Genomic DNA, 25,081 nt, shown 5'->3' on the forward strand with positions numbered 1-25,081 from the left:
TTGGCGGCGGGCAGGGGCGTCAGCATAGGGGAGACCGGACGTCCGTGTCCGGGGGAAAAGACGCCACCCCCGGGCCGTACGGTCGGTCGTACGGCCCGGGGGTGGCGGAATGTGGCTCCTCGCGGGAGCCGGGATCAGATGAGGCCCAGCTCGCGGACCGCGTCGCGCTCCTCGGACAGCTCCTTGACCGAGGCGTCGATGCGGGTGCGGGAGAAGTCGTTGATCTCCAGGCCCTGGACGATCTCGTACTTGCCGTCGGCGCAGGTGACGGGGAAGGAGGAGATGAGGCCCTCCGGGACGCCGTACGAGCCGTCCGACGGGATGCCCATGGAGGTCCAGTTGCCCTCGGCGGTGCCGTTGACCCAGGTGTGGACGTGGTCGATGGCGGCGTTCGCGGCGGAGGCGGCGGAGGAGGCGCCACGGGCCTCGATGATCGCGGCGCCGCGCTTGGCGACGGTCGGGATGAAGGTGTCGGCCAGCCACGCCTCGTCGTTCACGACCTCGGCGGCGTTCTTGCCGGCGATCTCCGCGTGGAAGATGTCCGGGTACTGGGTCGCGGAGTGGTTGCCCCAGATGGTGAGGCGCTTGATCTCCTCGACCGAGACGCCGGTCTTCTGGGCCAGCTGCGTCAGCGCGCGGTTGTGGTCCAGACGGGTCATCGCGGTGAAGCGCTCGGCCGGGACGTCCGGGGCGGCGGACTGGGCGATGAGGGCGTTGGTGTTGGCCGGGTTGCCGACGACGAGGACCTTGATGTCGTCCGCGGCGTGGTCGTTGATGGCCTTGCCCTGCGGCTTGAAGATGCCGCCGTTGGCGGCGAGCAGGTCGCCGCGCTCCATGCCGGCGGTGCGCGGGCGGGCGCCCACGAGCAGCGCGACGTTGGCGCCCTCGAAGCCCTTGTTCGGGTCGTCGAAGATGTCGATGCCCTTGAGCAGCGGGAACGCGCAGTCGTCCAGCTCCATGGCGGTGCCCTCGGCGGCCTTCACGCCCTGCGGGATCTCAAGGAGGCGGAGCTTGACCGGCACGTCCGCGCCGAGCAGGTGGCCGGAGGCGATGCGGAAGAGCAGCGCGTAGCCGATCTGGCCGGCCGCGCCGGTCACGGTGACATTCACGGGAGTGCGGGTCATGGCGATCTCCGTAAGACAGCTGGCGGTGGGGGTCCCTGCCCCTGGTGCGGGATAGCTCTCTTGATCGATCAGTGTCTCGACATGAAGAGATATCCAGCGATCAGGCTATCCGACCCGGACCGCGCTGAACCCCCACCCCCTTGTGGTCCGGCTCACTGCCGCCCGTCCGCAGCACCCGCCGGAGGGGGTCCCCGGGGCGGGAACGGGGCTTTTCCCGACTTTCCCGAAGCCCGGAACCCTCCTCCGTGTGTCGGTACGGCTCCGGGGCCGGGGCACGTGTCGGTACGTCTCCGGGGCCGGGGGGCCATGGTGCTACGGCTTCCGGGCCGGGGTGCGGTGTCGCTCCGGCTTCCGGGCCGGGGGTTCGGTCCCGCTACGCCTCTTCGGGGCCGGGGGTGCGGTGTCGCTACGGCTTCCGGGCCGGGGTGCAGCCCTGGTCGCCGTCCGTGAGCGTGGCGCAGGCGCGGGCGGAGGACTCGGAGGCGGCGGCGACCATCGGGGTGTACGCGCCCGCCGTCTTCACCGCGCTCACCGACTTGGCCGGGTTCGACGGGTTCGAGGAGTCGGACGGGTTCGCCGTACCGGTGGTCCGCGCGACGGTGGCGCGCCGTCGGGTGTCCCCGGACGCGACGCTCACCGCGTCCCCGGGGCGCGCGCCGCTGATCCGGGCCCACGCGGCTCCGCAGGTGCGGCTGTAGCGGACCTCGATCCTGGCCTTGCCGACCTCGGCCCGCGCGACGGTGACGGCGAGGCCGCCGCCGCACCCCATGGCCTCCGGGTCCCGCCCGGTGCAGTCGGCGCCCGCGCACTTCACTCCCGCCGGGAGGGCGGCGACGGTCGTGGGAGCGGGCGGCACGGTGCTCGGGACCGGGGTGGCCGCCCGCCGGTCCGGCCCGCCGGACCCGCCGAGGTCGACGAGGAGCAGCGCGGAGGCGACGACGAGCAACGCGCCGAGGATCCCGGCCCCGTAGAGCAGTACGACCCGGCGGCGGGAGAGCGGGGCGGCCGGGCGGGGACGCGGCGGGCTCGCGGCGGGGCCGATCGAGTCCACCCGGCGGATTCCGAGCGTGCGGTCGGGGTCGGGCGCGGGGGCGGGGTGGCGGCCGGGGGTGTCGTGGCGGCCATCAGGGAGGCCATCGGGGAGGACGGGGCGGCCGGGGGCGGAGTGGTGAGCCGGGTCCTCGCGGTGAGCCGGGTCCTCGTGGTGAGCCGGGTCCTCGCGATGGGCCTCGCGCCGGGCCGAGCCCTCGCGGTCGTCCTCACGGTGACCCTCGCGGCGGCCTCCCCCCACACGGATGGCCGCAGGGGTGCCCGTATCCGCTCCCGTACGGGCTCCTCGGCGGGTCCGGCCCCCGAAGCCGTGCCGTTCGATGTCGCCGCCGGACTCCCCCTCGTCGGCCTCGGGCACCTCCGGCCCGAGCCCTGCGGGCCGTTCCGGCGTCCGGCGGGTGGTCCAGGCTCGGGTGGCGCGTTCCCGCTGGGTCACGAGGGCGGCCGGGTCGGTTCCGGTCGCTTCGGCGAGGGCCACGACGGCGCTGCGGGGCACGGGCAGACGCGCGTTCAGATAGGCGTCCCACGCGGACCGTTCCTGTCCGGTGCGCTCGGCAAGGGCCACGATCCCGAGGCCGCTGCGGTCGACGAGGCGCCGGAGCCGTTCCGTGAACGCCCGTATGTCCGGGTCGAGTTCGCCGGGCAGCACCTTCCAGGCGGGCATGTGCGGTCCCCTCCCCCGGCCCCGTGCCCCCCTCGGGCCCCCGGCCTTCCCGAAGGATGGCAGGTCCGGGGGCGGCGCGCTCCCCCGATGCGGTGCCCGGATGGCGGAATGGTCACTTCCGTGCCACAGCGCTCCGACGGACCTTGATCATCCGTTGGCACGTACATGACCCTTGAATACAGCGGCGCCCGCCCTCCCACGGGGGAGAGGGCGGGCGCCGTGTACACCGGTTCCGGGTTACGTCACGGTGAGATGGAGGACGTCCTCAAGGAACGGGATCTTCAGCCAGGGCTCCGGCTGCACCATGAGCGCGAGCATCACGATCAGGCCGCCCATCACCCCGTACGTGATCATGTCCGTGAAGCGGGACCGGACGGCGAGCATGCCCACGGACGGCACCACCCGGCGCATCACGGCACCCACCAGGAGCGCGGCGCCGATCAGCAGGGTGCCGACCCGGAAGGCCTGTTCGAACGGGTCCACCCCCACCACGAGCAGCCCGAGCCCGGCGAGCACGAGCACGGTGAGCAGCGGCCACTGACGGGCGGGCGCCGGGGCGTCGCCGGAGGCCGCCCGGCCGCCGCCCTCGGGCCGCGAGGTGCTGGTGGTGAAGAGGAAACGACGCTTCCGCGCGGCGGGGGCCGGGACGGAAGCGGCGGAATCCACGGCGGAGGCGGCGGGGGCCGGTGCCATCGCCTTGGAGGCGGCCGGGGCCGCGCCCTTCGACGCCTTCCCGCCCCCTTCGACCGGCCTGTCCGACGTATCAGACCCGTCAGACCCGTCAGACCCGTCAGACCTGTCCGGACCCTCCGGCCCGTCCGGGTTCCCCGATGCCCCCGGGGCCCCCGAGGTCACGTCAGAGCGCCGCGGCCGCGCGCTCGGCGGCCTCGACGACGTTGACGAGGAGCTGCGCGCGGGTCATCGGGCCGACGCCGCCGGGGTTCGGGGAGATCCAGCCGGCCACCTCGGCGACGCCCGGGTGCACATCGCCGAGGATCTTGCCCTCGGCGTTGCGGGAGACGCCGACGTCCAGGACGGCGGCGCCCGGCTTCACGTCCTCCGGCTTGATCAGGTGCGGCACACCGGCGGCGGCGACGATGATGTCGGCGTTGCGCAGGTGGGCGGCGAGGTCCCGGGTGCCGGTGTGGCACTGGGTCACGGTCGCGTTCTCGGAGCGGCGGGTGAGCAGGAGCGGCATCGGGCGGCCGATGGTGACACCGCGTCCGACGACCACGACCTCGGCGCCGTTGATCTCCACGCCGTGGCGGCGGAGCAGGGTGATGATGCCGTTCGGGGTGCAGGGCAGCGGGGCGGGCTCGTTGAGGACGAGACGGCCGAGGTTGGTGGGGTGCAGACCGTCCGCGTCCTTGGCGGGGTCCATCAGCTCCAGGATGCGGTTCTCGTCGATGCCCTTGGGGAGCGGGAGCTGGACGATGTAGCCGGTGCAGGAGGGGTCCTCGTTGAGCTCCCGGACGACCGCCTCGATCTCTTCCTGGGTGGCCTCGGCGGGCAGGGTGCGCTGGATCGAGGCGAGGCCGACCTCCGCGCAGTCCCGGTGCTTTCCGGCCACGTACTTCTGGCTGGCGGGGTCCTCGCCGACGAGGATGGTGCCGAGTCCGGGCGTGATGCCCTGCTCCTTGAGGGCCGCCACACGGACGGTCAGATCGGACTTGATCGCGGTTGCGGTGGCCTTGCCATCGAGAATCTGGGCGCTCATGGAGACATCCTCCCGGATGACCCCCGCCTTGTTCCAATTCGCCCGCGCGGGACGGCTCCCCGGGCGGTGCGAAGGGTTGCAGTCGCACAACTCCGGGAGGTAACGACTGGACAAAAAGTCGACGTAACGACGACGATGATCCGCGAAGTGCCGCGGAAAGCGCAGGGGGAGAATCCGCTCATTCGTCATGAATTCCTCCACGCGGACCCGCGTCGTCCCCGCACAGAGAAATTCATGGAGGAATCCCGCGATGAGCTTCGGCGACTCGAACAACCCCTACGGCCAGCCCCAGGGACAGGGCCAGGGTCAGCAGCCCGGTTACGGCTACCCCCAGCAGCAGCCCCAGGGCGTGCCGCCGCAGCAGGGCTACGGCTACCCGGCCGCCCCTCCGGTCTCCCCGTACGGCGGCGGCGGTTACCCCGGCGCTCCCATGACCATGCCCGGCGGGGTGAAGGCCGCGCGCGTGATGCTGTGGGTCCTGACCGCCCTCAACCTGATCATCGGTCTCGCGGTGATCGCCGTGTCCTTCACCCTCGACAGCGATCTGGCGGAATCGGGCGCGTCCTCCGAGGACATCGCGCTGTTCTCGGACATCGGCAAGGGTGTTCTGATCGTCGTGGGCGTCCTCTGGATCCTCTTCGCCGTGATCAGCGCGGTGCTCGCCCTCAAGTTCAAGTCCGGCGGCAACGGCGTCCGGATCTGCGCCATCATCTACGGCTCGTTCGGCGCGCTGTTCAGTGTCTTCACGCTGCCGCTCGGCATCGTGACCCTGGCCCTCGCGGTCCTCGTCATCGTCTTCGTGGCGAAGTCGGACGGCTCCGCCTGGTTCAACCGGAACAAGCAGCAGTACTGATCGCGGCTGGTCCCGTACGAGGGGGAGGGGCCCGGTTCCACGTGAAACCGGGCCCCTCCCCCATGTCTCGCGTCACATCCGCTTGAGGACCGCGAACCCTTCCGAGCGGTGCACGATCTCGTAGCGCGCGGTCGGATGCAGTTGCGAAGCCAGCTGGACCGGGTCGGAGACCTGCTGCGACCAGCCCCGCAGGTCGTAGGCGAGGTAGTCGGGGTCGGCGTCCTGCGAGGAGCCCGACCAGTAGACGCGGTGGTCGGCCGTGAGATGGGCCAGGAGCGACACATCGGCCTCCACGCTCGCCCCGTCGGGCACGGCGGCGACGGCCTCCCGCGCCTGCCCGACACGGGCGTCCGTGCGGTACGTCTCCGGCTTCGTCAGGGCCCGGAGCGGCAGGTTCGCGGCGAGGGTGAGCGCGACCGCCGTGGCGACCGGGACGGCGACCCTCCCGTACGAGGCGAGCCAGCCGCGCGGGGAGGTGCGCACCGAGCGGGCGCCGTCCACCAGGGCCAGGAAGACGATCGGCATCAGGACCGCGCTGTAGTGCCAGAGCATGCCCCAGTGGTTGGGGTCCTGGGAGAGGAAGCGCCAGCCGAGGGTGGGCAGGACGAGCAGCACCAGCGGGGAGCGCAGGGCGAGGAAGCCGGTGATCGCCAGCAGGTAGAAGAGCATCTCCCAGCGGTCGCCCGAGGCGAGTGCGTCCGTGACGACCTGCCCGAACGAGGTGTCCGTGCCCTGTCCGGTCTTCTCGATCTTGGCCCAGTAGTCGTACTGTCCGGCCCGGCTCGCCGCCGGGATCAGGACGAGGACGGTGAGGGCGAAGGCCGACGCGCCGAAGCCCGCGAGGGCCGCGCCGAGCTGCTTCTGCCCCTTCAGGAAGAGGACCGCGCCGACCATGGCGACGGTCAGCCCCATGTCCTCCTTGACCAGGACGAGCGGGGCGGACCAGGCGACGGCCGCAGTCCAGCGGCCGAGGAGCAGGGCCCGGCAGGTCAGGGCGAGCAGCGGGACGGCGAAGGCGATCTCGTGGAAGTCGGACTTGACCGCCTCCTGAAGCCCCCAGGACAGCCCGTACGCGAGGGTGAGCGCGAGGCCGGCGGCCCGGCTGCCCAGGATCTGCTGGGCGGTGCGGCCGACGACGGCGGCCGAGGCGGCGAACAGCGCGGCCTGCCCGAAGAGCAGGGAGACCGGCGAGGGCCAGATCCAGTACAGCGGCGCGAGGAGCGCGGTGACGGGGCTGAAGTGGTCGCCCAGTATCTGGAAGCCGGGGCCCTTGATGTCGACGACGGGCGAGCGGAACTCCGCGTACGCCCTGACCGACTGCCCGAAGATCCCGAGGTCCCAGGACGGGGTGCGGAAGTGCGCGTACTGGAGCCAGGAGTAGAGGAAGTACAGGCCGCACAGGACGCCCGCGAGGATCAGATAGGGGCGGAGCGGAGCGGGCGGGAGACCGGCGGACGGCTCGGGGTCCGATGCTCCGGGAACGCCGTCGACGGCCTCCTCGGAGGACTTGTTCTGTACGTCCAACACCACGCCCCCACTACCAGTGGCCGACAAAAGAGCAACTCATTAGACCAGAGACCACCCGATCGGTGGACTTCTCACCACAGGGCCGATCGCGTGGTCGTGCGAAGACGGGCACCGGATACGCACGTCCGCTCCCCCGGCGGGAACGCAAAAGGGGCGGCCCGTCGGTACCCCAGGGGTACCGACGGGCCGCCCGCCGCTGTCACACCTCACCGGTCCCGCACGAGTCGCCGGCCTGGTACGGCCACCGGCCGCGTACGGCTGCCGGTCCCGCGTGGCTGCCGGTCTCGGGTGGCTCAGTGGAAGAAGTGGCGCGTGCCGGTGAAGTACATCGTCACGCCCGCCTTCTTCGCCGCCTCGACGACCTGCTCGTCACGGACCGAGCCGCCCGGCTGGACGACCGCCTTCACACCGGCCGCAGTGAGGATCTCCAGACCGTCCGGGAAGGGGAAGAAGGCGTCCGACGCGGCGTACGAGCCGCGCGCCCGCTCCTCGCCCGCCCGCTCGACCGCGAGCTTCGCGGAGTCGACGCGGTTGACCTGGCCCATGCCGACGCCGACCGAGGCGCCGTCCTTGGCGAGCAGGATCGCGTTGGACTTGACCGCGCGGCACGCCTTCCAGGCGAAGGACAGCTCGGCCAGCTCCTCGGCGGAGAGGGCGTCACCGGTCGCGAGCGTCCAGTTCGCCGGGTCGTCGCCCTCGGCCTGGAGCCGGTCGGTGACCTGGAGCAGCGCGCCGCCGTCGATCGGCTTGACCTCGACCGGGTTGGCCGGGGCGCCCTCGGCCCTGAGGACGCGCAGGTTCTTCTTCTTCGCCAGGACCTCGACGGCCCCGTCCTCGTACCCGGGGGCGACGATGACCTCGGTGAAGATCTCGGAGACCTGCTCGGCCATCGCCACGGAGACCGGGCGGTTGACGGCGATGACGCCGCCGAAGGCCGAGAGCGGGTCACAGGCGTGGGCCTTGCGGTGCGCCTCGGCGACGTCGGCGCCGATCCCGATGCCGCACGGGTTGGCGTGCTTGATGATCGCGACGCAGGGCTCGGCGTGGTCGTACGCGGCCCGGCGCGCGGCGTCGGTGTCCGTGTAGTTGTTGTACGACATCTCCTTGCCGTGCAGCTGCTCGGCCTCGGCGAGACCGCCCGTGCCGTCGACGTACAGCGCCGCGCCCTGGTGCGGGTTCTCGCCGTAGCGGAGCACGTTCTGCCGCTCGTACGTGGCGCCCAGGAAGCCCGGGAAGCCGCTGTCGTCGGTGGCTGCATAGTCGTCGGCGAACCAGGAGGCCACGGCCACGTCGTACGCGGCGGTGTGCCGGAAGGCCTCGCCCGCGAGCCGCTTGCGCGCGGTCAGGTCGAAACCGCCCGCCTGGACGGCCGCGAGGACGTCCGCGTACCGCTCGGGGCTGGTGACGATCGCCACGGACGGGTGGTTCTTCGCGGCGGCGCGGACCATGGACGGGCCGCCGATGTCGATCTGCTCGACGCACTCGTCCGGAGTGGCACCGGAGGCGACCGTCTCGCGGAACGGGTAGAGGTTCACGACGACCAGGTCGAAGGGCTCCACGCCCAGCTCGGCGAGCTGCTCGCGGTGCGACTCCAGACGCAGGTCGGCGAGGATGCCGGCGTGCACGCGCGGGTGGAGGGTCTTGACCCGGCCGTCCAGGCACTCGGGGAAGCCGGTCAGCTCCTCGACCTTGGTGACCGGCACCCCGGCGGCGGCGATCTTCCCGGCGGTGGAGCCGGTGGAGACCAGTTCGACACCGGCCTCGTGCAGACCCCGGGCCAGCTCTTCGAGTCCCGTCTTGTCGTAGACGCTGACCAGCGCGCGGCGGATGGGCTTAACGGTGTCCGTGTTCACCGACATGAACCTTTCGTCCCTCAATGCGGTAGCCGTGCCGGGCGAGACGCCCCACGACGTCGACGAGCAGCGAGCGCTCGACTTCCTTGATGCGCTCGTGCAGAGCGGCTTCATCGTCCGTCTCCCGCACCTCGACCACGCCCTGGGCGATGATCGGGCCGGTGTCGACACCGTCGTCGACGAAGTGGACGGTGCACCCGGTGACCTTCGCGCCGTACGCGAGGGCGTCACGCACCCCGTGGGCACCGGGAAAACTGGGGAGCAGAGCCGGGTGGGTGTTGACGACCCGTCCGCCGAAGCGGGCGAGGAACTCCTTGCCGACGATCTTCATGAATCCGGCCGAGACCACGAGGTCCGGCTCGTACGCGGCGGTGGCCTCGGCCAGCGCGCGGTCCCACTCCTCGCGGGTCGCGTGGTCCCTGACCCGGCAGACGAAGGTCGGCAGCCCGGCGCGCTCGGCGCGCTCCAGACCGGCGATGCCCTCGCGGTCCGCGCCGACGGCGACGATCTCCGCGCCGTACCCCTCGGGGTCGGCGGCGATGCCGTCGAGGAGGGCCTGCAAATTGGTACCGGAACCGGAGACCAGGACGACGAGGCGGGCGGCAGCCACTGGGTCACTCTTTCCGTGGTGTTTGTGCGGTCGTACGAACGAATCGTGCCGCTCGATACGGGGAACCCTACGAATGGCTCGACCGTCAGCAACGATACCGGCACACCGGACGGCCCCCACGGGACGGGGGCGGAGCAGGACGGTAGCGTCAGGGGCCGAAGCCGGTCGCGCCCCCGACACCCACCGGCCGGGAGACCGGCCGGAGACCAGGTGAACGGCGGCCGCACCGCCCACACGGCGGCCGGCGGGGCAGTGCCGGGTTCCACCGACGAGATACACCGACGAGACGTACCGACGAGACGTACCGATGAATTCACACCGCCGGATTCACACGCGGACATAGACGCAGACGTAGACACGGACCTAGACGCGGACCTAGACGTAGACGCCGACCCAGGCGTAGACGCAGACGAGACAGCAGCGAGACCACGGGTGCGGATGTGGTCGCGACGACAGAGGGAAGACGTTCAGCAGATGCCGGAGCGCCCGTCCACGGACGACAACAACCCGTTCGCGCCGCCGCCCGAGGGCAGGCCGGACCAGCCGTGGCAGCCGCGGCAGCCGGAGGACCGAGGCGACGAGCCGTCCGGCGCGCCGGACTCGTCCGACGGCCGCTGGAGCCCTCGCCAGCCCGGCCCCTCGAACGACGGCTTCGGCCGCGGACCCGAACGCCAGGGCCCCGGCCGGCCCGGTCCCGAGGGCCCCGGCAAGGGCGGTCCCGGGCGCCAGGGGCTCCGCTGGGACCCCACGGACCCGGCACAGCGGCGGGCGCGGTACGCGATCCTCTCGGGCATGTGGGCCTTCTTCTTCGCGATCTTCAACCTGCCGGAGCTGGCCCTGCTGCTCGGCGCGCTCGGCGTCTACTGGGCGATCAGCTCCCTGCGCGCCAAGCCGAAGGAGCCCGCGACGGCGGAAGTGTCGCCGACGTCACAGTCGCCGCAGCCGCCGTCCCCCGCCCCGGGGCAGGGTCAGGGCCAGGGCCAGGTCCCCGTGGTCGCTCAGGGCGTCTCCCGGGCGGCCCAGCTCCGCTCGATGCGGACGGCGGCGGTCAGCGGTCTGGTGGCGGCGAGCGTGGCCCTGATGATCGTCGCGGTGGGCTTCACGATGAAGCTCGTGTACAGCGACTTCTACGAGTGCCGTGACGACGCCCTCACCCACGCGGGCCAGCTGGCCTGCAACGACCTTCTCCCGAAGCCCCTGCGCGCGGGCTTCGGCGTCCGGGAGTAGCCCCGCTCAGAAGGACCGCCGCCGGTCGGAGCCCCCCGGCTCCCCGGGGAGCCGGGGCGAGGAATCCCAGTCGCCGGACAGATAGTCGTACGGCTCGAAGACGACATCCTCGGCCGGTTCATCGGGGCCGGGGCCTTCCTCGGCCGGTTCGTCGAGGCGATGGGCGCCCTCGGACGGTCCCTCGGGGGCGGCCGCGTGGCTTGGCGGGGGCCCGGAAGCCGGTTCGGGACCGGAAACCGGTTCGGGACCAGGGATCGGGTCGGGGCCGTTGGTCGGGTCGGGTGCGGGGGACGGCTGGGGTACGCGGCCCGACCGGGTCGCTTCACGCGGCTCGGGCTCGCCGGGCACGGGACCGGCGTCAAGCCCGTAGCCGGGTGTCACCCCGTGACCGGGCCCCTCAGTGCCGTCTGGCTCCCCCGTGCCGGACGGGTCCGGCGCCCCTTCGGCCCCTTCGTTCTCCGCTCCGTCGGGTTCCGGCACCGTCCCGGAGCCGAGGGCGGGCCTCCGGCCGAGCACCGATCTCAGCGCCCGCAGCGGACTGAGCGGGAACGCCCGTCTCCGGCCGGGCGCGGGCTCCGGCTCGGTCGGAGTGGACGCGGGCTCCGGCTCGGTCAGGGCGGACGCGGGCTCCTCCCGCTCGGTCGCGGTGGACGCGGGCTCCCGCCCGGTCGGGAGGGGCACTGACTCCCGCCCGGTCAGGGTGGACGCGTCGACCGGGCCAGGCTCGTCCGCGAGTCCACCCGCCGTACCGGCCCCCTCGCCGGTCCGGGCCCCCGGGACGACCCCCGTCGCCGTACCGGCTTCGATCTGAGTGTCGACGGCCGCGACCACGCCCGTACCCGTGGCCGTTCCCGGCCCCGGGACCGCCACGGGGCCGCCCGTCGGGCCGAGGGCCGGAGCAGGGCCGAGGCCCGGCCCCGCCGCCGTACCGGCCGCACTCCGCGCCGCCGGACCGAAACCGGGGCCCGCTCCCCCACCGGCGCCCGGCCCGGTCGGCGAGCCGACGGGCGTACCGGGACCGGGCCCCGGGCCCGTACCGAGCCCCGCCCGTACACCGGAATCCGAGCCCGTACCGGGCCCCGGAACCGCGCCGCCCCCCGCGTCCCGCTCCCGCCACCGTCGAAGTCCCGGGACCAGCCCCGCCCACGGCCGCGTCACCGTCCATCCCCGAGGCGGCCTCGGCGGGCGGGGGGTCCGGCGGGTCCAGGCGCGGGCGACCAGGGCCGCCGGGACGCCCACGCAGACGCCCCACAGGAACGCCGCCGAGCCCGCCAGCCACCACACCGGGCCGAAGTCCGCGAGCCGGCCACCGCCGAGCGGGCCGCCCGCCGCGCAGGCGAGGACCCCGAAGACCACCCCGCATCCCCCGGCCGCGCCCATCGCGATCAGGGCCGTGTCCCGGGCCGCCCAGGTCCGCGCGGCGAGCCCCACGTACCGGCCCAGGAGAAGCGCGGCGGCCAGCGGGACGGCCACCGCCGCCCAGTGCGGCCAGGAGCCCCGCACCTCGGTGGGCACCGCGGCGAGCAGCGGGAACGGCGGCACGGCCGGATCCCCGACGAGGCCGAGCGGAGTGGCGAGCGCGCCCGCGCCGAGGGCGATCCCCGGCCCGAGCCCGTACGCGGCGCCCCAGACGGCCGTGTTCGGAAGCAGCGCCAGGATGAGCAGCAGGAGGGTCACCCGCCCCGACCACTCCCCCGCGAGCCCGGCGTACGCCGTCTGCGCGCGGCCCACGTGCCAGAGCAGTGAGACCAGGGCGACGAGCGCGCCACCGCCGAGGAGCGCCCCGAGGCCGAGGACCGCCGCGCGCAGGGCGACGGCCGCCTCGGGCCGGCCGGGCAGCGGGCGGCCGAGCGCGGTCCAGACCCCGGCGCCCGCCGCGCCCACCACGACGGCGGGCAGCCAGAGCACGGCGGTGAGCCGGACGGCGGGCAGCGGGCCGCTCTGTGTGTAGCCCACGACCACGGCCGCGACCAGCAGATATCCCCCGGAGACCGCTCCGGCCGCGCCGCCGGGCGAGAAGGCGGGCCGGTCGGCCTTGCGCCGGGCGAGGGTGTCGCGGGCGGCGCGGTGGACGAGCCAGACGGGCAGCGCGGTCAGGAGCATCGGCGTGACGCCGAGGGGCGCGGGCAGTCCGCTCAGGGTGTCCATACGGACCAGGTCGACGCCGTGGGCGAGCAGCCAGAGCCCGGCGATCAGATGCAGGGCCCCGGCGGGACCGCCGTCGGGATACGGGGAGCTGATCCAGGCGGCGACCACCAGGACGGCGAGGGCGCCGAGGCCGAGTCCGGCGGCGACCCCGCCCCGGGCACAGGCGGTGGCGAGCGCGGCGGACCGACCGCCTTGGGCCGACGAATGCTCGGTCACATGGGTCACGGGGTCATGCTGCCAACGACACGCGCTTTTGCCGCGTAACAGGCAAACCTCCGTTGTGTCGCTCAAGATACGTTTATGTACTTTTTCGCCCACAGCAGCTCTGCGGGAGGTCGACGCCGATGAGCCGGAGCAGCGGTGATTCCTCGTCCGACGTCAGCTTGCCGACCCCCAAGGAGCGGCGCAGGTTGCGTGAAGCCCTCGCTCTGAGCGAGGAGCAGGTAGCCGAGGCCATGGGCATCACGAAGGCCACGGTCAGGGCGTGGGAGACGGGGCGTACGGCGCCCCGGGGCCGCAAGCGCGAGGCGTACACGGCGCTGCTGCTCGGCGCGCCCGCCCCCGAGGAGCGGACCGACCACCCGCCGGAGCCCACGCCGGGCCACCTGATCGCATCCTCTGCACCGTCCGCATCGTCCGAGGTGCCTGAGGTGTCGCCTGAGGTGCCTGACGTGTCTGACGTGTCTGAGGTGTCTGAGGTGCCTGAGCCTCAAGCGCAGGCCCAAGCTCAGCCCCTGCCCCTGCCCCAGGCACAAGCCCAGGCCCAGGCAGCGACGCCCCCTCGGCCCCAGGCGCAGACCCGGGCCCAGCCCCAGACGCAGACGAAATCACCCGCTCGGACGCAAGCCGTCGAATCCGCTGGCGTACGCCCCCGGGCCGCCGCCAAGCGGGCCGCCCGGCCGCCGAAGGCCCCCGCGCCCGCGCCCGCCATCGCGCCGGGTCCCGCCCGCAAGGGTGCCCCGAAGCAGCAGGAGCGGCGGAAACCGGTGGCGGCGGCGCCCGAGGAGGAGCCGCTGCCCGCCTCCGCCGGGCCCGTACTGACACCCGAGGGGGCTTTCGACGCGCTCTACGCGCACGCCGCCACCGGGCTCGTCCACCAGACCCATCTGCTGACCGGGCGTCGGCGGCTCTCCCGCGAGGCCGTCGAGCGGGCCTTCCAGCACGCCTGGCAGCACTGGCCCGAGGTCGCCGTCGACGCGGACCCGGTGGGCTGGGTGCGGGCGGCGGCCCACGAGTACGCCCTCTCCCCCTGGCACCGGCTGCGCCGCGTCCACAAGCACCCCGACGCGCCGCCCGCGGAGGCGGACCGGCGGGCGCTGCTCGACGCGCTCCTCGAACTGCCGCCGCCGTACCGCCGCACCGTCCTGCTGTACGAGGGGCTCGGCCTGGACCTGCCGGAGACGGCCGCCGAGACCGAGGCCAGCACGCCCGCCGCCGCCAACCGGCTGCTGCACGCCCGTACCGTCCTCGGGCAGCGGGTGCCCGAACTCGCCGACCCCGGGGAGTTGCACCGGCGGCTGAGCGAACTGGTCGCCGAGGCGCCCGAGACGTCCCTCCCGACGGCCCGCTCGGTGCGGGCGGGCGGCGAGCGCCGGGCCCGGACCTGGACGCGGACGGTCCTGGGGATGACGGCGGTCCTCATCGGCGTCACGGGCTTCACCGCGGCGACCGCCCCGGCCCGCTACATCCCGGTGAACGCCCCCGGCGAGACCGTCAACGGCGTGCCCGTGCGCGGCGGCCCGCCGAAGCTGGGCCCGGAGGACGTGGAACTCCGCGACAAGCTGCGCTCCGAGCCGAACCCGGGCCCCGAGCGCCTGGTCCCGAGCGCCGAATAGGCCCTCGGGCATGCGAGAGGGCCCCGCCCTCGCCCGGGGTGACCGGGCGGGGGCGGGGCCCTCTCGTGCGGCTACTGGCGGCCGCCGGCGGTGAGGCCGGTTCAGCCCGCGAGGATCGCGCGCGCCAGCTTGGCCGTCTCGGTCGGCGTCTTGCCGACCTGGACGCCCGCGGCCTCAAGGGCCTCCTTCTTCGCCTGGGCGGTGCCGGAGGAGCCGGAGACGATGGCGCCGGCGTGGCCCATGGTCTTGCCCTCGGGCGCGGTGAAGCCCGCGACGTAGCCGACGACCGGCTTGGTGACGTTGGCCTTGATGAAGTCGGCCGCGCGCTCCTCGGCGTCGCCGCCGATCTCGCCGATCATCACGATCAGGTCGGTCTCCGGGTCGGCCTCGAAGGCCGCCAGGGCGTCGATGTGCGTGGTGCCGATGACCGGGTCGCCACCGATGCCGACGGCGGACGAGAAGCCGATGTCACGCAGCTCGTACATCATCTGGTACGTCAGCGTGCCGGACTTCGAGACCAGGCCGATGCGGCCCGGCTTCGTGATGTCGCCCGGGATGATGCCGGCGTTGGACTGGCCCGGAGTGATGAGACCGGGGCAGTTCGGGCCGATGATGCGGGTCTTGTTGCCCTTCTCCACGGCGTACGCGTAGAACGCGGCGGAGTCATGGACCGCGATGCCCTCGGTGATGACGACGGCGAGGGCGATCTCCGCGTCGATCGCCTCGACGACGGCGGCCTTGGCGAAGGCCGGCGGCACGAAGAGGACCGAGACGTTGGCGCCGGTCTCCTTCATCGCCTCGGCGACGGTGCCGAAGACCGGGATCTCGGTGCCGTCGAAGTCGACGGACGTGCCGGCCTTGCGCGGGTTCACGCCACCGACGATGTTGGTGCCGTCACCCAGCATGAGCTTGGTGTGCTTCATGCCCGTGGCACCGGTCATGCCCTGGACGATGACCTTGCTGTCCTTGTTGAGGAAGATAGCCATGGCTGTGGTTTCCCCTGTCCCTTACTTCGCAGCCGCGAGCTCGGCGGCCTTGTCGGCCGCGCCGTCCATGGTGTCCACGCGCTGCACGAGCGGGTGGTTGGCGTCCGACAGGATCTTGCGACCCAGCTCCGCGTTGTTGCCGTCGAGGCGCACGACCAGCGGCTTGCTGACCTCTTCGCCCTTGGCGGCGAGCAGCTCCAGAGCCTGGACGATGCCGTTGGCGACCTCGTCACAGGCGGTGATGCCACCGAAGACGTTGACGAACACGGACTTGACGTCCGGGTCGCCCAGAATGATCTCCAGGCCGTTCGCCATGACCTCGGCGGAGGCGCCGCCGCCGATGTCGAGGAAGTTGGCCGGCTTCACACCGGCGTGGTTCTCACCGGCGTACGCGACGACGTCCAGGGTCGACATGACCAGACCGGCGCCGTTGCCGATGATGCCGACCTCGCCGTCGAGCTTGACGTAGTTGAGGCCCTTGGCCTTGGCGGCGGCCTCCAGCGGGTTGGCCGCGGCCTTGTCCTCAAGCGCCTCGTGCTCCGGCTGGCGGAAGTCGGCGTTCTCGTCGAGGGAGACCTTGCCGTCGAGGGCCAGGATGTCACCGGAGGCGACCTTGGCCAGCGGGTTGACCTCGACGAGGAGCGCGTCCTCGGCGACGAAGGTGGCCCACAGGGTCACGAGGACCTCGGCGACCTTCTCGGCCACCTCGGCCGGGAACTTCGCCAGGGCCACGATCTCGCGGGCCTTCTCGATGTCGACGCCCTTGTTGGAGTCGACCGGCACCTTCGCGAGCTTCTCGGGGGTCGTCGCGGCGACCTCCTCGATGTCCATGCCACCGGCGACGGACGCCATGGCGAGGAAGGTGCGGTTGGTGCGGTCGAGGAGGTACGAGACGTAGTACTCCTCGACGATCTCCGGAGCGGTCTCCGCGATCATCACCTTGTGGACCGTGTGGCCCTTGATGTCCATCCCGAGGATGTCCGTCGCACGGGCGACGGCCTCGTCGGGGGTGGCGGCCAGCTTGACGCCGCCCGCCTTGCCGCGGCCGCCGACCTTCACCTGAGCCTTGACGACGGACTTGCCGCCAAGACGCTCAGTGGCCTCGCGCGCCGCCTCAGGCGTGTCGATGACTTCACCGGCCAGCACCGGTACACCGTGCTTGGCGAAGAGGTCCCTCGCCTGGTACTCGAACAGGTCCACGCGCGTCCGTCCCTTTTCTGATGATCGCGGTTCGTTGTCTGCGTGGGCGTGCCGCGACGGGCAACGTGACTGCTCTGTCACAAGGGAGGCGTTCACGGTGTCCGTGGACGCGGCATGTCCGTCTCGCAGCGTATCTCCGTGGGCCACGGGTCCCTAAATCGCAGATCGCAACCGGGCGGTGATACGGGTCACAGACCGTATCCCCGGAGGGGCCCTCCGTAGGGGGCGGGGCGAGCGGCCGGGCACCCCGCACGTCAGGCGCGGCACGGCTTCCCGACCCCTCGCGACCCGCCGGAGCAGCAACTCGGGCGGGCCTTGAGGGGGGTGTGATATGGGACTCAGTCCCCTCCTGCGCACCCGAGCGGGTGGTCCCCGGACGACGGAATCCGTACGAGGGGCCGGTGCGGGAGGGGCGGATCGGCCGCGGTGCGGTCAGTCGGCGGGTATCGGCAGCGGGCGTTTCTCCAGGGCGGCGGCCATCACCTCGGGGAAGAGGTCGGGGGTGCAGGCGAAGGCCGGGACGCCGAGCGCCGCGAGGGCCGCCGCGTGCTCGCGGTCGTACGCCGGAGTGCCCTCGTCGGAGAGCGCGAGCAGCGCGACGAACCGCACCCCCGAGTCCCGCATCGCCGCCACCCGCTTCAGCATCTCGTCGCGGATGCCTCCCTCGTACAGGTCGCTGACGAGGACGAGGACCGTGTCGGCGGGGCGGGTGATCTTCGACTGGCAGTGGGCGAGGGCGCGGTTGATGTCGGTGCCGCCGCCGAGGCGGGTGCCGAAGAGGACGTCGACGGGGTCGTCGAGCCGGTCGGTCAGGTCGACGACGGTGGTGTCGAAGACGACGAGCCGGGTGTCCAGGGACCGCATCGACGCCAGGACCGCGCCGAAGACGGAGGCGTAGACGACGGACGCGGCCATCGAGCCCGACTGGTCGACGCAGAGGACGACCTCCTTGCGGAGCGCCCGGGAGGCGCGTCCATGGCCGATGAGCCGCTCGGGGACGACCGTGCGGTGCTCGGGCAGGTAGTTCCCGAGGTTCGCGCGGATCGTGCGGTCCCAGTCGATGTCCCGGTGGCGGGGCCGGCTGATCCGGGCGGACCGGTCGAGGGCGCCGCCGAGGGTCGCGCGGGTCCTTCCGGCGAGGCGTTTCTCCAGTTCGTCGACGACCTCGCGGACGACGGCGCGGGCGGTCTCCCTGGTCGTCTCGGGCATGGCCTGGTGGAGGGAGAGGATGGTGCCGACGAGATGCACGTCCGCCTCGACCGCCTCCAGCATCTCCGGCTCCATGAGGAGGGTGGCGAGCCCGAGTCGGTCGATCGCGTCGCGCTGCATGACCTGGACGACGGAGCCGGGGAAGTACGTACGGATGTCACCGAGCCAGCGGGCGACGGAGGGCGCGGAGGCGCCGAGCCCCGCCGCACGCTCCCTGCCCTGTCCGGTGCGCCCGTAGAGCGCGTCGAGGGCCCCGTCCATCCCGATGTCGCCGCCTTCGAGCCGCCACCCGGTCCCCTCGGCCTCCCCGCCGCCCAGGACGAGCCGCCACCGCCGCGCCCGCTCGTCGGCGGCGGAGGCCGGGGAGGCCGGGGAGGGGGCGGAAAAGGTCGGTGTGGGGGTCGCGAAGGCGGGGGCGGGCCCGGTGGCAGGGCCGGGGCCCGGGGTGGGGGGCCGGTGGCCGGGGGCGGCGGTCTTGGTCATGGCGTGGCCTCCCGGGCGAGGACGAGGTGGAGGAGGGGCAGGACGGCGTCGGCGCGGGGACGGTCGAGGTCCGGGCCGAAGCCGGGGACACCGGGGGCGGAGGGCGCGGGCCGGTCGCCGGGGCCCCGGGCGACCAGCTCGCCGAGGGTGCGGCGGACGCCCGGCTCGTATCCGGAGAACGTCCGGCGCAGCAGCGGCAGGACGTCGGTGAACGCCTCGGCGGGCACCCCGGTGAGCCAGCTGTCGACCAGGCCGAGGAGCCGCTCGTCGTGGACGAGGAGCAGTCCCCCGCCGGAGGCCCCGCCGACGAAGCCGTCGATCCAGGCGGCGGCGTCGGCGGGCGGGGTGGCGGGCGAGAGGGCCCGGCTCATCAGCGGGGCCGCCTCGTCGTCGGCGATCCGGCCCTCGTCGAGGAGGAGCCGGGCGGCCCTGCCGCGCAGGGCGCCGGGTACGCGGTCGCGGTCCGCGAGGCGGCGCAGCACGCCCGCCCAGCGGTCGGCCGTGCCCGCCGCGCCGGGCAGCAGGCCGAGGGCCTGGTGGACCTCGTCGATCCGCTCGCGCATGGTCGCGGCGGCGTCGGCGTCGAGTCCGGTGCAGGCGGGTGGCAGGCCGACGCAGATCCGCTCGGCGAGGCCGGTGGCGACCTCGGCGAGGGCGGCCGTGTCGGTGCCGCGCACATCGCCGTAGCGCAGGGCGCGGGCGAGGGCCGGGAGGGCGCGGGCGAGGTGGGCGACGTCGGTGTCGAGGGCGGCGCGGTCGGCGAGCGTCCGCATCACGACGGGCAGGGCCTCGGTGAGCCCGGCGAGCAGGCAGCGCTCGGCGAGGGCGGTGGTGTCGGCGAGGCCGGTGGCCGCCTCCGCCAGGGCGTGGGCCCTGGCGGTGGCGGCGGCTTCGACGGTGGTGCCCCAGACTCCGGCTTCGGCGACCTGGACGTGCAGCTCGGGTTCCCAGCGCAGCCGCCAGGTCTCCCGGAAGGTGCCGGTGCCCGCGCGTCCCGCGTCCGGGGTGCCCCAGGCGACGCCGAGGAGCCGCAGCCGGTGCAGCAGTCGGCTGCGCTCGCCGTCGGTCTCCTTGCGCAGGTCGAGGTCGAGTGCGCGTTCCTCTGCCTCCGGCCGGAGGCGCAGGGTGCGCTGGCGGCGGGTCAGGTCGCGCTGGAGGGGGACGGCGGGGGCGCCGTCCGGCACCGCGCCGAGGACGTCTCCGACGACGAGCCGGTCCCGTACGAGGTCGAGTGGCACGTCGGAGCCCTCGCAGAGGACCGAGCGGACGGCGTCGGTGGTCTCGTCGAGGCCGGGGAGCGGCCGTCCGCGCAGGGCGGCGAGGGCCTCGGCGAGCCGGACGGCCTCGATGACGTGGGCGGAGGAGACGGGGAGGTCCTCGTCCCTGAGGAGCCGGGCGACTTTGGTCATCCAGCGCTCGACGGGCCGGTCGGGCGCGCTGAAGAGGTGCGCGTACCAGCCGGGGGCCTGGACTCCCGCGCCGTATCCGGAGCGGCGGGCGAGTCTGCGGTGGGTCCAGGGGACCCAGGTCAGCTCGGTCTTCACCTTGGGCAGGCCCTTGAGCAGGGCCCGGTCGGCGGTGAGGGTGGTCCGCCGGGTGAGGGCGGGGACGTGCCAGGCGCCGCAGACGACGGCGACGGCGTCCCCGAACTCCTTGCGGGCGGCCTTGAGCCGGAGCCGCATGTAGGCCTCGCGGACGAGGTCGCGGGGGTGGCCGCCGTGTCCGTATGCCTCGCGGAGCGCGCCCATGGCTTCGGCGAGCGCTTCGAACGGGGCGGTGGGGCCGGTGTCGCCGCGCAGTTCGACGGCGTCCTCCCACCAGCGCTCGGCGTCCTCGTATCCGGCGGCCCTGGCGAGTTCGGCGACGGGGTCGACGCGCGGACCGCTGCCGGAGACCATGTCCTCGCTGTCGTCCCAGGTGGGGTCGGCGGCGGCGAGGGTGTGGGTGGCGGGCAGGTCGATGAAGCGGACGGCGGCGCCCCGGTCGAGGGCCCAGCGGATGGCGACCCACTCGGGCGAGAACTCGGCCATGGGCCAGAACGCGGCCCGCCCGGGGTCGTCCACGGCGTGGGCGAGGAGGGCGACCGGGGGACGCATGCCGGGGTCGGCGGCGAGGGCCACGAGGGCGTCGGCCTCGGCGGGCCCTTCGACGAGCACGGCTGCCGGGTTCCGCGCCTCCAGGGCGGCCCGTACGCCGCGTGCCGATCCGGGGCCGTGGTGCCGTACGCCGAGCACGAGGGGCCCGGCGGCGGGGCCCGCTGTCCGGCCGGTGCCCGGCGTCCGGGCGGCGTCCGGCGTCCGGGCGGCGTCCGGCGTCCGGGCGGCGTCCGCCGTGGGGGTGGCGTCCGCCGTGGGGGTGGGCGTCATGCGCTCACCTCGCGGCAGGCGCGGTAGAAGTCCTTCCAGCCGTCTCTCTCCCTGGCCACCGTCTCCAGGTACTCCTGCCAGACGACCCGGTCGGCCGCCGGGTCGCGGACGACCGCGCCGAGCAGTCCCGCCGCGATGTCGGCGGGGCGCAGGACGCCGTCGCCGAAGTGGGCGGCGAGGGCGAGTCCGCCGGTCACGACGGAGATGGCCTCGGCCGTGGAGAGCGTGCCCGAGGGGGACTTGAGGCGGGTGCGGCCGTCGGTGGTGACGCCGTCGCGCAGCTCGCGGAAGACGGTGACGACCCGTCGGATCTCGTCGGTTCCGGCCGGGGCGGCGGGCAGGCCGAGGGAGCGGCCGAGCTGTGCGACCCGGCGGGCGACGATGTCGACCTCGGCTTCGGGGGTGGCGGGCAGCGGCAGGACCACGGTGTTGAAGCGGCGGCGCAGCGCGCTGGAGAGTTCGTTGACGCCCCGGTCGCGGTCGTTGGCGGTGGCGATGAGGTTGAAGCCGGGGACGGCCTGGACCTCTTCGCCGAGTTCGGGGACGGGAAGGGTCTTCTCGGACAGGACGGTGATGAGGGTGTCCTGTACGTCGGCGGGGACGCGGGTGAGTTCCTCCACGCGGGCGATGGAGCCCCGGGCCATGGCGCGCATGACGGGGCTGGGCACGAGGGCGTCCCCGCTGGGCCCGTGGGCGAGGAGCCGGGCGTAGTTCCAGCCGTACCGGATGGCTTCCTCCGGGGTCCCGGCGGTGCCCTGGACGAGGAGGGTGGAGTCGCCGCTGACGGCGGCGGCGAGGTGTTCGGAGACCCAGGTCTTGGCGGTGCCGGGCACACCGAGGAGCAACAGGGCCCGGTCGGTGGCGAGGGTGGTGACGGCGACTTCGACGATGCGGCGCGGGCCCACGTACTTGGGCGTGATCACCGTCCCGTCGGGGAGGGTGCCGCCGAGGAGATAGGTGGCGACGGCCCACGGTGAGAGGCGCCAGCGGGCGGGGCGGGGCCGGTCGTCGGCGGCGGCGAGTGCGGCGAGTTCGTCGGCGAAGGCGTGCTCGGCGTGCGGTCGCAGGGCCTCGGGCGCGGTCTGCGGCCGTCCCGGTCCGGTGTCCGTCTCGACACCGGAACCGGGCTGCGTGATGGTTTCGGGCACGGGCATGGATCCCCCTCCAGATCGTTCGACCTGCTGTGTGATCCACCGTGCACCATGCCACTGACAATCGGATGTCTCCGCTGGTCAGGGGCAGTTGAGGGGGTGATGCGGGGCGAGGGAGGGGTGAGGGAGGGTCAGCCCACGACGGGCGACACGGCGACGCAGCCGCCCGCCATCGCCTGTTCGGCCTTGGCCTCCTTGATGACCTTGCCCTCGTAGACGACCTTGCAGGTGAGGTCGGCGGGTTCCGGGGAGACGGGCATGACGGCCGGCGGCATGATGCCCTTGAGCCTCACGGTCTTCTTCCACGGTGTCGTGGGGTTCTTCTCGGACTCGACCTTCGGCACCATCGCGGTGCCGTCACCGGCGTGGTAGTCGATGGATTCGATGCCCGTACCGGTGACTTCGTAGGTGACCTCGTAGGACGCACTCACGGACTTGTCGACCTTGTCGACGGCTTCCTCCGTCGTCGCGGAGCAGGCGCCGAGGCCGAGGGCGAGGCCGGTGCCGGCGAGGGCCGAGACGGCGGTGCGGAAGGTGCGCTTCATGGGGGTCCCCCTGGACGCGAGGTGAAACAGTTGGTCCGCGCAGGCAATCTTAAAGGGACTGTAAAGTCAAATCGTATACGAATTCGTCTTCTTCGGCTCGCCTCTTCGGCCCAACTCCCTCTCCAGGGCCGTTGTCAGTGGCTGCCCCTACCGTCGAGGACATGAATGGCATGGGGGTGCTCCGGACGGCTGAACAGGTGCTGGCACTGGCTCCTGACGAAGCGTCGCGCAGAGCGGGAAGCAAGCTGGGCACGGCCGGACCGTGGTCGGGCACGGGGCGTGGCGAGGGGGCCGTCTGGGGCCTGTGCGAGGGCAGCGGCGGTACGCCCTACCGGACGGTCGTCGACACCACGGGCCCCGCCTGCCACTGCGGCTGCCCGAGCCGGAAGACCCCCTGCAAGCACGCGCTGGGCCTGCTGCTGCTCCGGGCCTCGGACGAGTCGCTGTTCGAGGAGTCCACCGCGCCCGACTGGGCCGGACAGTGGCTCGCGGCACGCCGTGGAAGCGCCGCCGGGCCGGACCGCGCGGCCGGGGACGGCGCCGTCGCGGGCCCGGCGGACCCGGAGGCCGCGCGGCGCAGATCCGCGCGCCGGGCCGGGCGGATCACCGCAGGGGCCCGGGAGTTGGAGCAGCGCCTCGCCGACCTGCTGCGCGGCGGCCTCGCGGCGGCCGGACAGCCGGGATACGGACTGTGGGAGGAGACCGCCGCCCGCATGGTCGACGCGCAGGCACCGGGCCTCGCGGGCCGGGTCCGGGAGCTGGGGGCCATACCGGGCTCGGGCCCCGGCTGGCCGGTGCGCCTCCTGGAGGAGTGCGCCCTGACCCACCTCCTGGACCGCGCGTGGCTCGGCGCCGACCGGCTGCCCGCGCCGCTCGCGACGACGGTACGGACCCGGGTGGGCCTCACCGCCCCGGCCGAGGGCGAGCCGGTGCGCGATCACTGGCTCGTCCTCGCCCAGTACGACGTGGGGGACGCCCGGCTGACCACCCGGCGCGTCTGGCTGCACGGCACGACGAGCGGCCGGACCGCGCTCCTGCTGTCGTACGGGGCGGCGGGCCGGACTCCCCCGCCGGCGCTCCCGGTGGGCGCGGTGTTCGACGGCGAGCTGACCCCGCACGCGGGCGCCGGTCAGCTGCGGGCCGAGCCGGGCGGGCACTTCGTCCCGGTCGCCACGCCCGTGACCCCGCCCCCGGGCGGCCCGGTCGGCGCGGCACTCGACGCGTACGGCGGGGCGCTGCGCGAGGACCCGTGGCTGGACTCCTGGCCGGTGACGCTGAGCGGGGTCGTCCCGACGCGCGCGGAGTACGGCTGGCAGCTCGCCGACGCGGACGGCCGCGAGGCGCTTCCCCTGACGTCCGGCGCCCAGTCGCGCCCCGGCCTCTGGCGTCTCGTCGCCCTGTCGGGCGGCGCGCCCCTGACCGTCTTCGGCGAGTGCGGGCACCGGGGCTTCACCCCGCTCGCCGCCTGGTCGCCCGAGACCCCGGACGAGACGGTCCCCCTCATATGACCTCCGCCGACCGCGCCGCCCCCGGCGACCGCGCCCGTCCCGCCGACCGGACGTGCTCCACCGGCCGGGCCCGTCGCGCCGGCGGTACCGACCCCCATCGACCGGAGGCACGGATGCAGACGGACACGAGCACACCGCTCGCGGAGCACACCACACTGCCGAGCCCCTCCGACTCCGAACACCCGGAGGGACGGGAGCAGGGACAGGAACGGGGCTTGGTGGAGGGCTCGGTGCAGGGCCAAGGCCGAAGCCAGGGAAGGGGGCAGGGAGGGAGGCAGGGAGGGAGGCAGGGGCAGATGCGCGATCGGGAGCAGGAGCGGGAGCGAGGGCGGGAGCGGGGGCGGGGGCACGAGCAAGAACTCGGGCCGGAACCCGGGCGTGGGCGGGTCCAGGACCAGGGCCAAGGCCAGGGGCAGGGGCAGGGGCAGGGGCAGGGCCAGAGCCGAGAGGTGGATCGGGAGTGTGAGGGGAAAGCCTTCGGGGATCCCACCTGGGAGGAGTTGGTGGCCGCCGCGCTGCTCGGCACCGACCGGCGCGTCCCCGCCGGGCTCGGCGGGGCGTTCGGGGTGACCGGGTTCAGCCGGCTCGCCGGGGTGACCGGGGTCTCTGAGTCCGGAGGGGACTCGGGGACCTTCAGGCTCGGAGAGGTCACGGGGCCCGGAGGGGACTCCAGGGCCGGAGAGGTCTCCAGGCCCGGAGGGGACTCCGGGCTCGAAGGGCTCACGGAGCCCGGAGGGGATCCCAGGGCCAGAGGGGACTCCGGGGCCATCAGGGTCACCGAAGGCTCCTGGCTCAGTGGCGCGGACCTGCCGGGTGCGCTGCTCGACGCCGCCGCCGTGCACACCGTACGGCGCAGGGCGGGGCTGCGGCCCGGACCCGCCGCGCCGCCCCCGGAGCCCGCGCCCACCGCGAGCGGATCATCCTCAGCGGCGACGTCCCCTCCCCGGCGAACATCCCCTCCGGCTGCCGCTTCCGCACCCGCTGCTGGAAGGCCCAGGAGCGCTGCGCCCTGGAAGTGCCCCTGC

At 73.7% G+C, this 25,081-nt stretch carries 18 protein-coding genes and 1 pseudogene; 5 read left to right on the forward strand and 14 right to left on the reverse strand.

Annotated elements, in window-relative coordinates:
• Positions 1–134: 134 nt before the first annotated feature.
• The 4 genes from BU197_RS21915 to BU197_RS21930 form a co-directional block, all read right to left on the reverse strand.
• Positions 135–1,124 carry a malate dehydrogenase gene (locus BU197_RS21915; RefSeq protein ID WP_188270015.1) on the reverse strand — a complete coding sequence of 330 codons (990 nt, stop codon included), beginning with the start codon at positions 1,122–1,124 and terminating at the stop codon, positions 135–137.
• Between the two features lie 406 nt (positions 1,125–1,530).
• Complete coding sequence (locus BU197_RS21920) at positions 1,531–2,838, reverse strand: XRE family transcriptional regulator (protein WP_188270016.1); 1,308 nt, start codon at positions 2,836–2,838, stop codon at positions 1,531–1,533.
• 237 nt (positions 2,839–3,075) lie between these two features.
• Entirely contained in the window at positions 3,076–3,531 is a 456-nt protein-coding gene (locus tag BU197_RS21925; protein WP_188270017.1) for a DUF3017 domain-containing protein, read from the reverse strand.
• Between the two features lie 163 nt (positions 3,532–3,694).
• Entirely contained in the window at positions 3,695–4,555 is an 861-nt protein-coding gene (locus tag BU197_RS21930) for a bifunctional methylenetetrahydrofolate dehydrogenase/methenyltetrahydrofolate cyclohydrolase (RefSeq protein WP_188270018.1), read from the reverse strand.
• Positions 4,556–4,805: 250 nt separating this feature from the next.
• Between BU197_RS21930 and BU197_RS21935 the strand changes: the two genes are divergently transcribed.
• Positions 4,806–5,408, forward strand: coding sequence for a hypothetical protein (locus tag BU197_RS21935; protein WP_188270019.1), 603 nt, complete (start codon positions 4,806–4,808; stop codon positions 5,406–5,408).
• A gap of 72 nt (positions 5,409–5,480) precedes the next feature.
• Here the strand turns inward: BU197_RS21935 and BU197_RS21940 are convergent, their stop codons facing one another.
• The 3 genes from BU197_RS21940 to purN all read right to left on the reverse strand — a co-directional run bounded on the left by BU197_RS21940 (position 5,481) and on the right by purN (position 9,398).
• Positions 5,481–6,935 carry a DUF2079 domain-containing protein gene (locus BU197_RS21940; protein WP_188270032.1) on the reverse strand — a complete coding sequence of 485 codons (1,455 nt, stop codon included), beginning with the start codon at positions 6,933–6,935 and terminating at the stop codon, positions 5,481–5,483.
• Positions 6,936–7,228: 293 nt separating this feature from the next.
• A complete protein-coding gene (gene purH / locus BU197_RS21945) occupies positions 7,229–8,794 on the reverse strand; it encodes a bifunctional phosphoribosylaminoimidazolecarboxamide formyltransferase/IMP cyclohydrolase (RefSeq protein WP_188270020.1) in 1,566 nt (521 codons plus the stop codon).
• Complete coding sequence (gene purN / locus BU197_RS21950; protein WP_188270021.1) at positions 8,769–9,398, reverse strand: phosphoribosylglycinamide formyltransferase; 630 nt, start codon at positions 9,396–9,398, stop codon at positions 8,769–8,771. Before purN ends, purH begins: the two co-directional genes overlap by 26 nt.
• Before the next feature lie 474 nt (positions 9,399–9,872).
• Between purN and BU197_RS21955 the strand changes: the two genes are divergently transcribed.
• Positions 9,873–10,625: a hypothetical protein gene (locus BU197_RS21955; protein ID WP_223183800.1), complete on the forward strand. Its 753-nt coding sequence runs from the start codon at positions 9,873–9,875 to the stop codon at positions 10,623–10,625.
• Between the two features lie 6 nt (positions 10,626–10,631).
• Here BU197_RS21955 and BU197_RS30660 read toward each other — a convergent pair whose 3' ends face one another.
• Positions 10,632–12,998 (reverse strand): DUF6350 family protein, encoded by a 2,367-nt coding sequence (locus tag BU197_RS30660; RefSeq protein WP_317453402.1) that lies wholly within the window; start codon positions 12,996–12,998, stop codon positions 10,632–10,634.
• A 185-nt stretch (positions 12,999–13,183) separates the two neighbouring features.
• Between BU197_RS30660 and BU197_RS21965 the strand changes: the two genes are divergently transcribed.
• On the forward strand, positions 13,184–14,608 hold the full coding sequence (locus BU197_RS21965) for a sigma factor-like helix-turn-helix DNA-binding protein (RefSeq protein ID WP_411158516.1): 1,425 nt from the start codon (positions 13,184–13,186) through the stop codon (positions 14,606–14,608).
• A gap of 101 nt (positions 14,609–14,709) precedes the next feature.
• Here BU197_RS21965 and sucD read toward each other — a convergent pair whose 3' ends face one another.
• The 6 genes from sucD to BU197_RS21995 form a co-directional block, all read right to left on the reverse strand.
• The gene (gene sucD / locus BU197_RS21970; RefSeq protein ID WP_188270024.1) at positions 14,710–15,594 is read right to left on the reverse strand and encodes a succinate--CoA ligase subunit alpha; all 885 of its coding nucleotides are present in this window, start codon (positions 15,592–15,594) and stop codon (positions 14,710–14,712) included.
• A gap of 21 nt (positions 15,595–15,615) precedes the next feature.
• Positions 15,616–16,794: an ADP-forming succinate--CoA ligase subunit beta gene (gene sucC, locus BU197_RS21975; protein WP_188270025.1), complete on the reverse strand. Its 1,179-nt coding sequence runs from the start codon at positions 16,792–16,794 to the stop codon at positions 15,616–15,618.
• Positions 16,795–17,226: 432 nt separating this feature from the next.
• The gene (locus BU197_RS21980; RefSeq protein ID WP_188270026.1) at positions 17,227–18,486 is read right to left on the reverse strand and encodes a VWA domain-containing protein; all 1,260 of its coding nucleotides are present in this window, start codon (positions 18,484–18,486) and stop codon (positions 17,227–17,229) included.
• Positions 18,483–20,852 carry a DUF5682 family protein gene (locus tag BU197_RS21985; RefSeq protein ID WP_223183638.1) on the reverse strand — a complete coding sequence of 790 codons (2,370 nt, stop codon included), beginning with the start codon at positions 20,850–20,852 and terminating at the stop codon, positions 18,483–18,485. Before BU197_RS21985 ends, BU197_RS21980 begins: the two co-directional genes overlap by 4 nt.
• Positions 20,849–22,006: an ATP-binding protein gene (locus tag BU197_RS21990; protein WP_223183639.1), complete on the reverse strand. Its 1,158-nt coding sequence runs from the start codon at positions 22,004–22,006 to the stop codon at positions 20,849–20,851. The genes BU197_RS21985 and BU197_RS21990 overlap by 4 nt, the downstream gene beginning before the upstream one ends.
• 128 nt (positions 22,007–22,134) lie before the next feature.
• Positions 22,135–22,548 carry a hypothetical protein gene (locus BU197_RS21995; RefSeq protein ID WP_188270027.1) on the reverse strand — a complete coding sequence of 138 codons (414 nt, stop codon included), beginning with the start codon at positions 22,546–22,548 and terminating at the stop codon, positions 22,135–22,137.
• A 161-nt stretch (positions 22,549–22,709) separates the two neighbouring features.
• On the opposite strand from BU197_RS21995, the gene BU197_RS22000 reads away from it, so the two are divergent.
• A complete protein-coding gene (locus BU197_RS22000; protein WP_223183640.1) occupies positions 22,710–24,056 on the forward strand; it encodes an SWIM zinc finger domain-containing protein in 1,347 nt (448 codons plus the stop codon).
• An 889-nt stretch (positions 24,057–24,945) separates the two neighbouring features.
• Positions 24,946–25,081, forward strand: a pseudogene (locus tag BU197_RS22005) (oligopeptide/dipeptide ABC transporter ATP-binding protein); the annotation flags it as partial.

The organism is Streptomyces sp. CBMA291, assembly GCF_014596525.1.
Lineage (GTDB): Bacteria > Actinomycetota > Actinomycetes > Streptomycetales > Streptomycetaceae > Streptomyces.

Coding starts and splice junctions, on each gene's coding strand:
- BU197_RS21915 (WP_188270015.1), bottom strand. CDS start 1,124: ATGACCCGCACTCCCGTGAATGTCACCGTGACCGGCGCGGCCGGCCAG.
- BU197_RS21920 (WP_188270016.1), bottom strand. CDS start 2,838: ATGCCCGCCTGGAAGGTGCTGCCCGGCGAACTCGACCCGGACATACGG.
- BU197_RS21925 (WP_188270017.1), bottom strand. CDS start 3,531: ATGGCACCGGCCCCCGCCGCCTCCGCCGTGGATTCCGCCGCTTCCGTC.
- BU197_RS21930 (WP_188270018.1), bottom strand. CDS start 4,555: ATGAGCGCCCAGATTCTCGATGGCAAGGCCACCGCAACCGCGATCAAG.
- BU197_RS21935 (WP_188270019.1), top strand. CDS start 4,806: ATGAGCTTCGGCGACTCGAACAACCCCTACGGCCAGCCCCAGGGACAG.
- purH (WP_188270020.1), bottom strand. CDS start 8,794: ATGTCGGTGAACACGGACACCGTTAAGCCCATCCGCCGCGCGCTGGTC.
- BU197_RS21955 (WP_223183800.1), top strand. CDS start 9,873: ATGCCGGAGCGCCCGTCCACGGACGACAACAACCCGTTCGCGCCGCCG.
- sucD (WP_188270024.1), bottom strand. CDS start 15,594: ATGGCTATCTTCCTCAACAAGGACAGCAAGGTCATCGTCCAGGGCATG.
- BU197_RS21980 (WP_188270026.1), bottom strand. CDS start 18,486: ATGACCAAGACCGCCGCCCCCGGCCACCGGCCCCCCACCCCGGGCCCC.
- BU197_RS21985 (WP_223183638.1), bottom strand. CDS start 20,852: ATGACGCCCACCCCCACGGCGGACGCCACCCCCACGGCGGACGCCGCC.
- BU197_RS21990 (WP_223183639.1), bottom strand. CDS start 22,006: ATGCCCGTGCCCGAAACCATCACGCAGCCCGGTTCCGGTGTCGAGACG.
- BU197_RS21995 (WP_188270027.1), bottom strand. CDS start 22,548: ATGAAGCGCACCTTCCGCACCGCCGTCTCGGCCCTCGCCGGCACCGGC.
- BU197_RS22000 (WP_223183640.1), top strand. CDS start 22,710: ATGAATGGCATGGGGGTGCTCCGGACGGCTGAACAGGTGCTGGCACTG.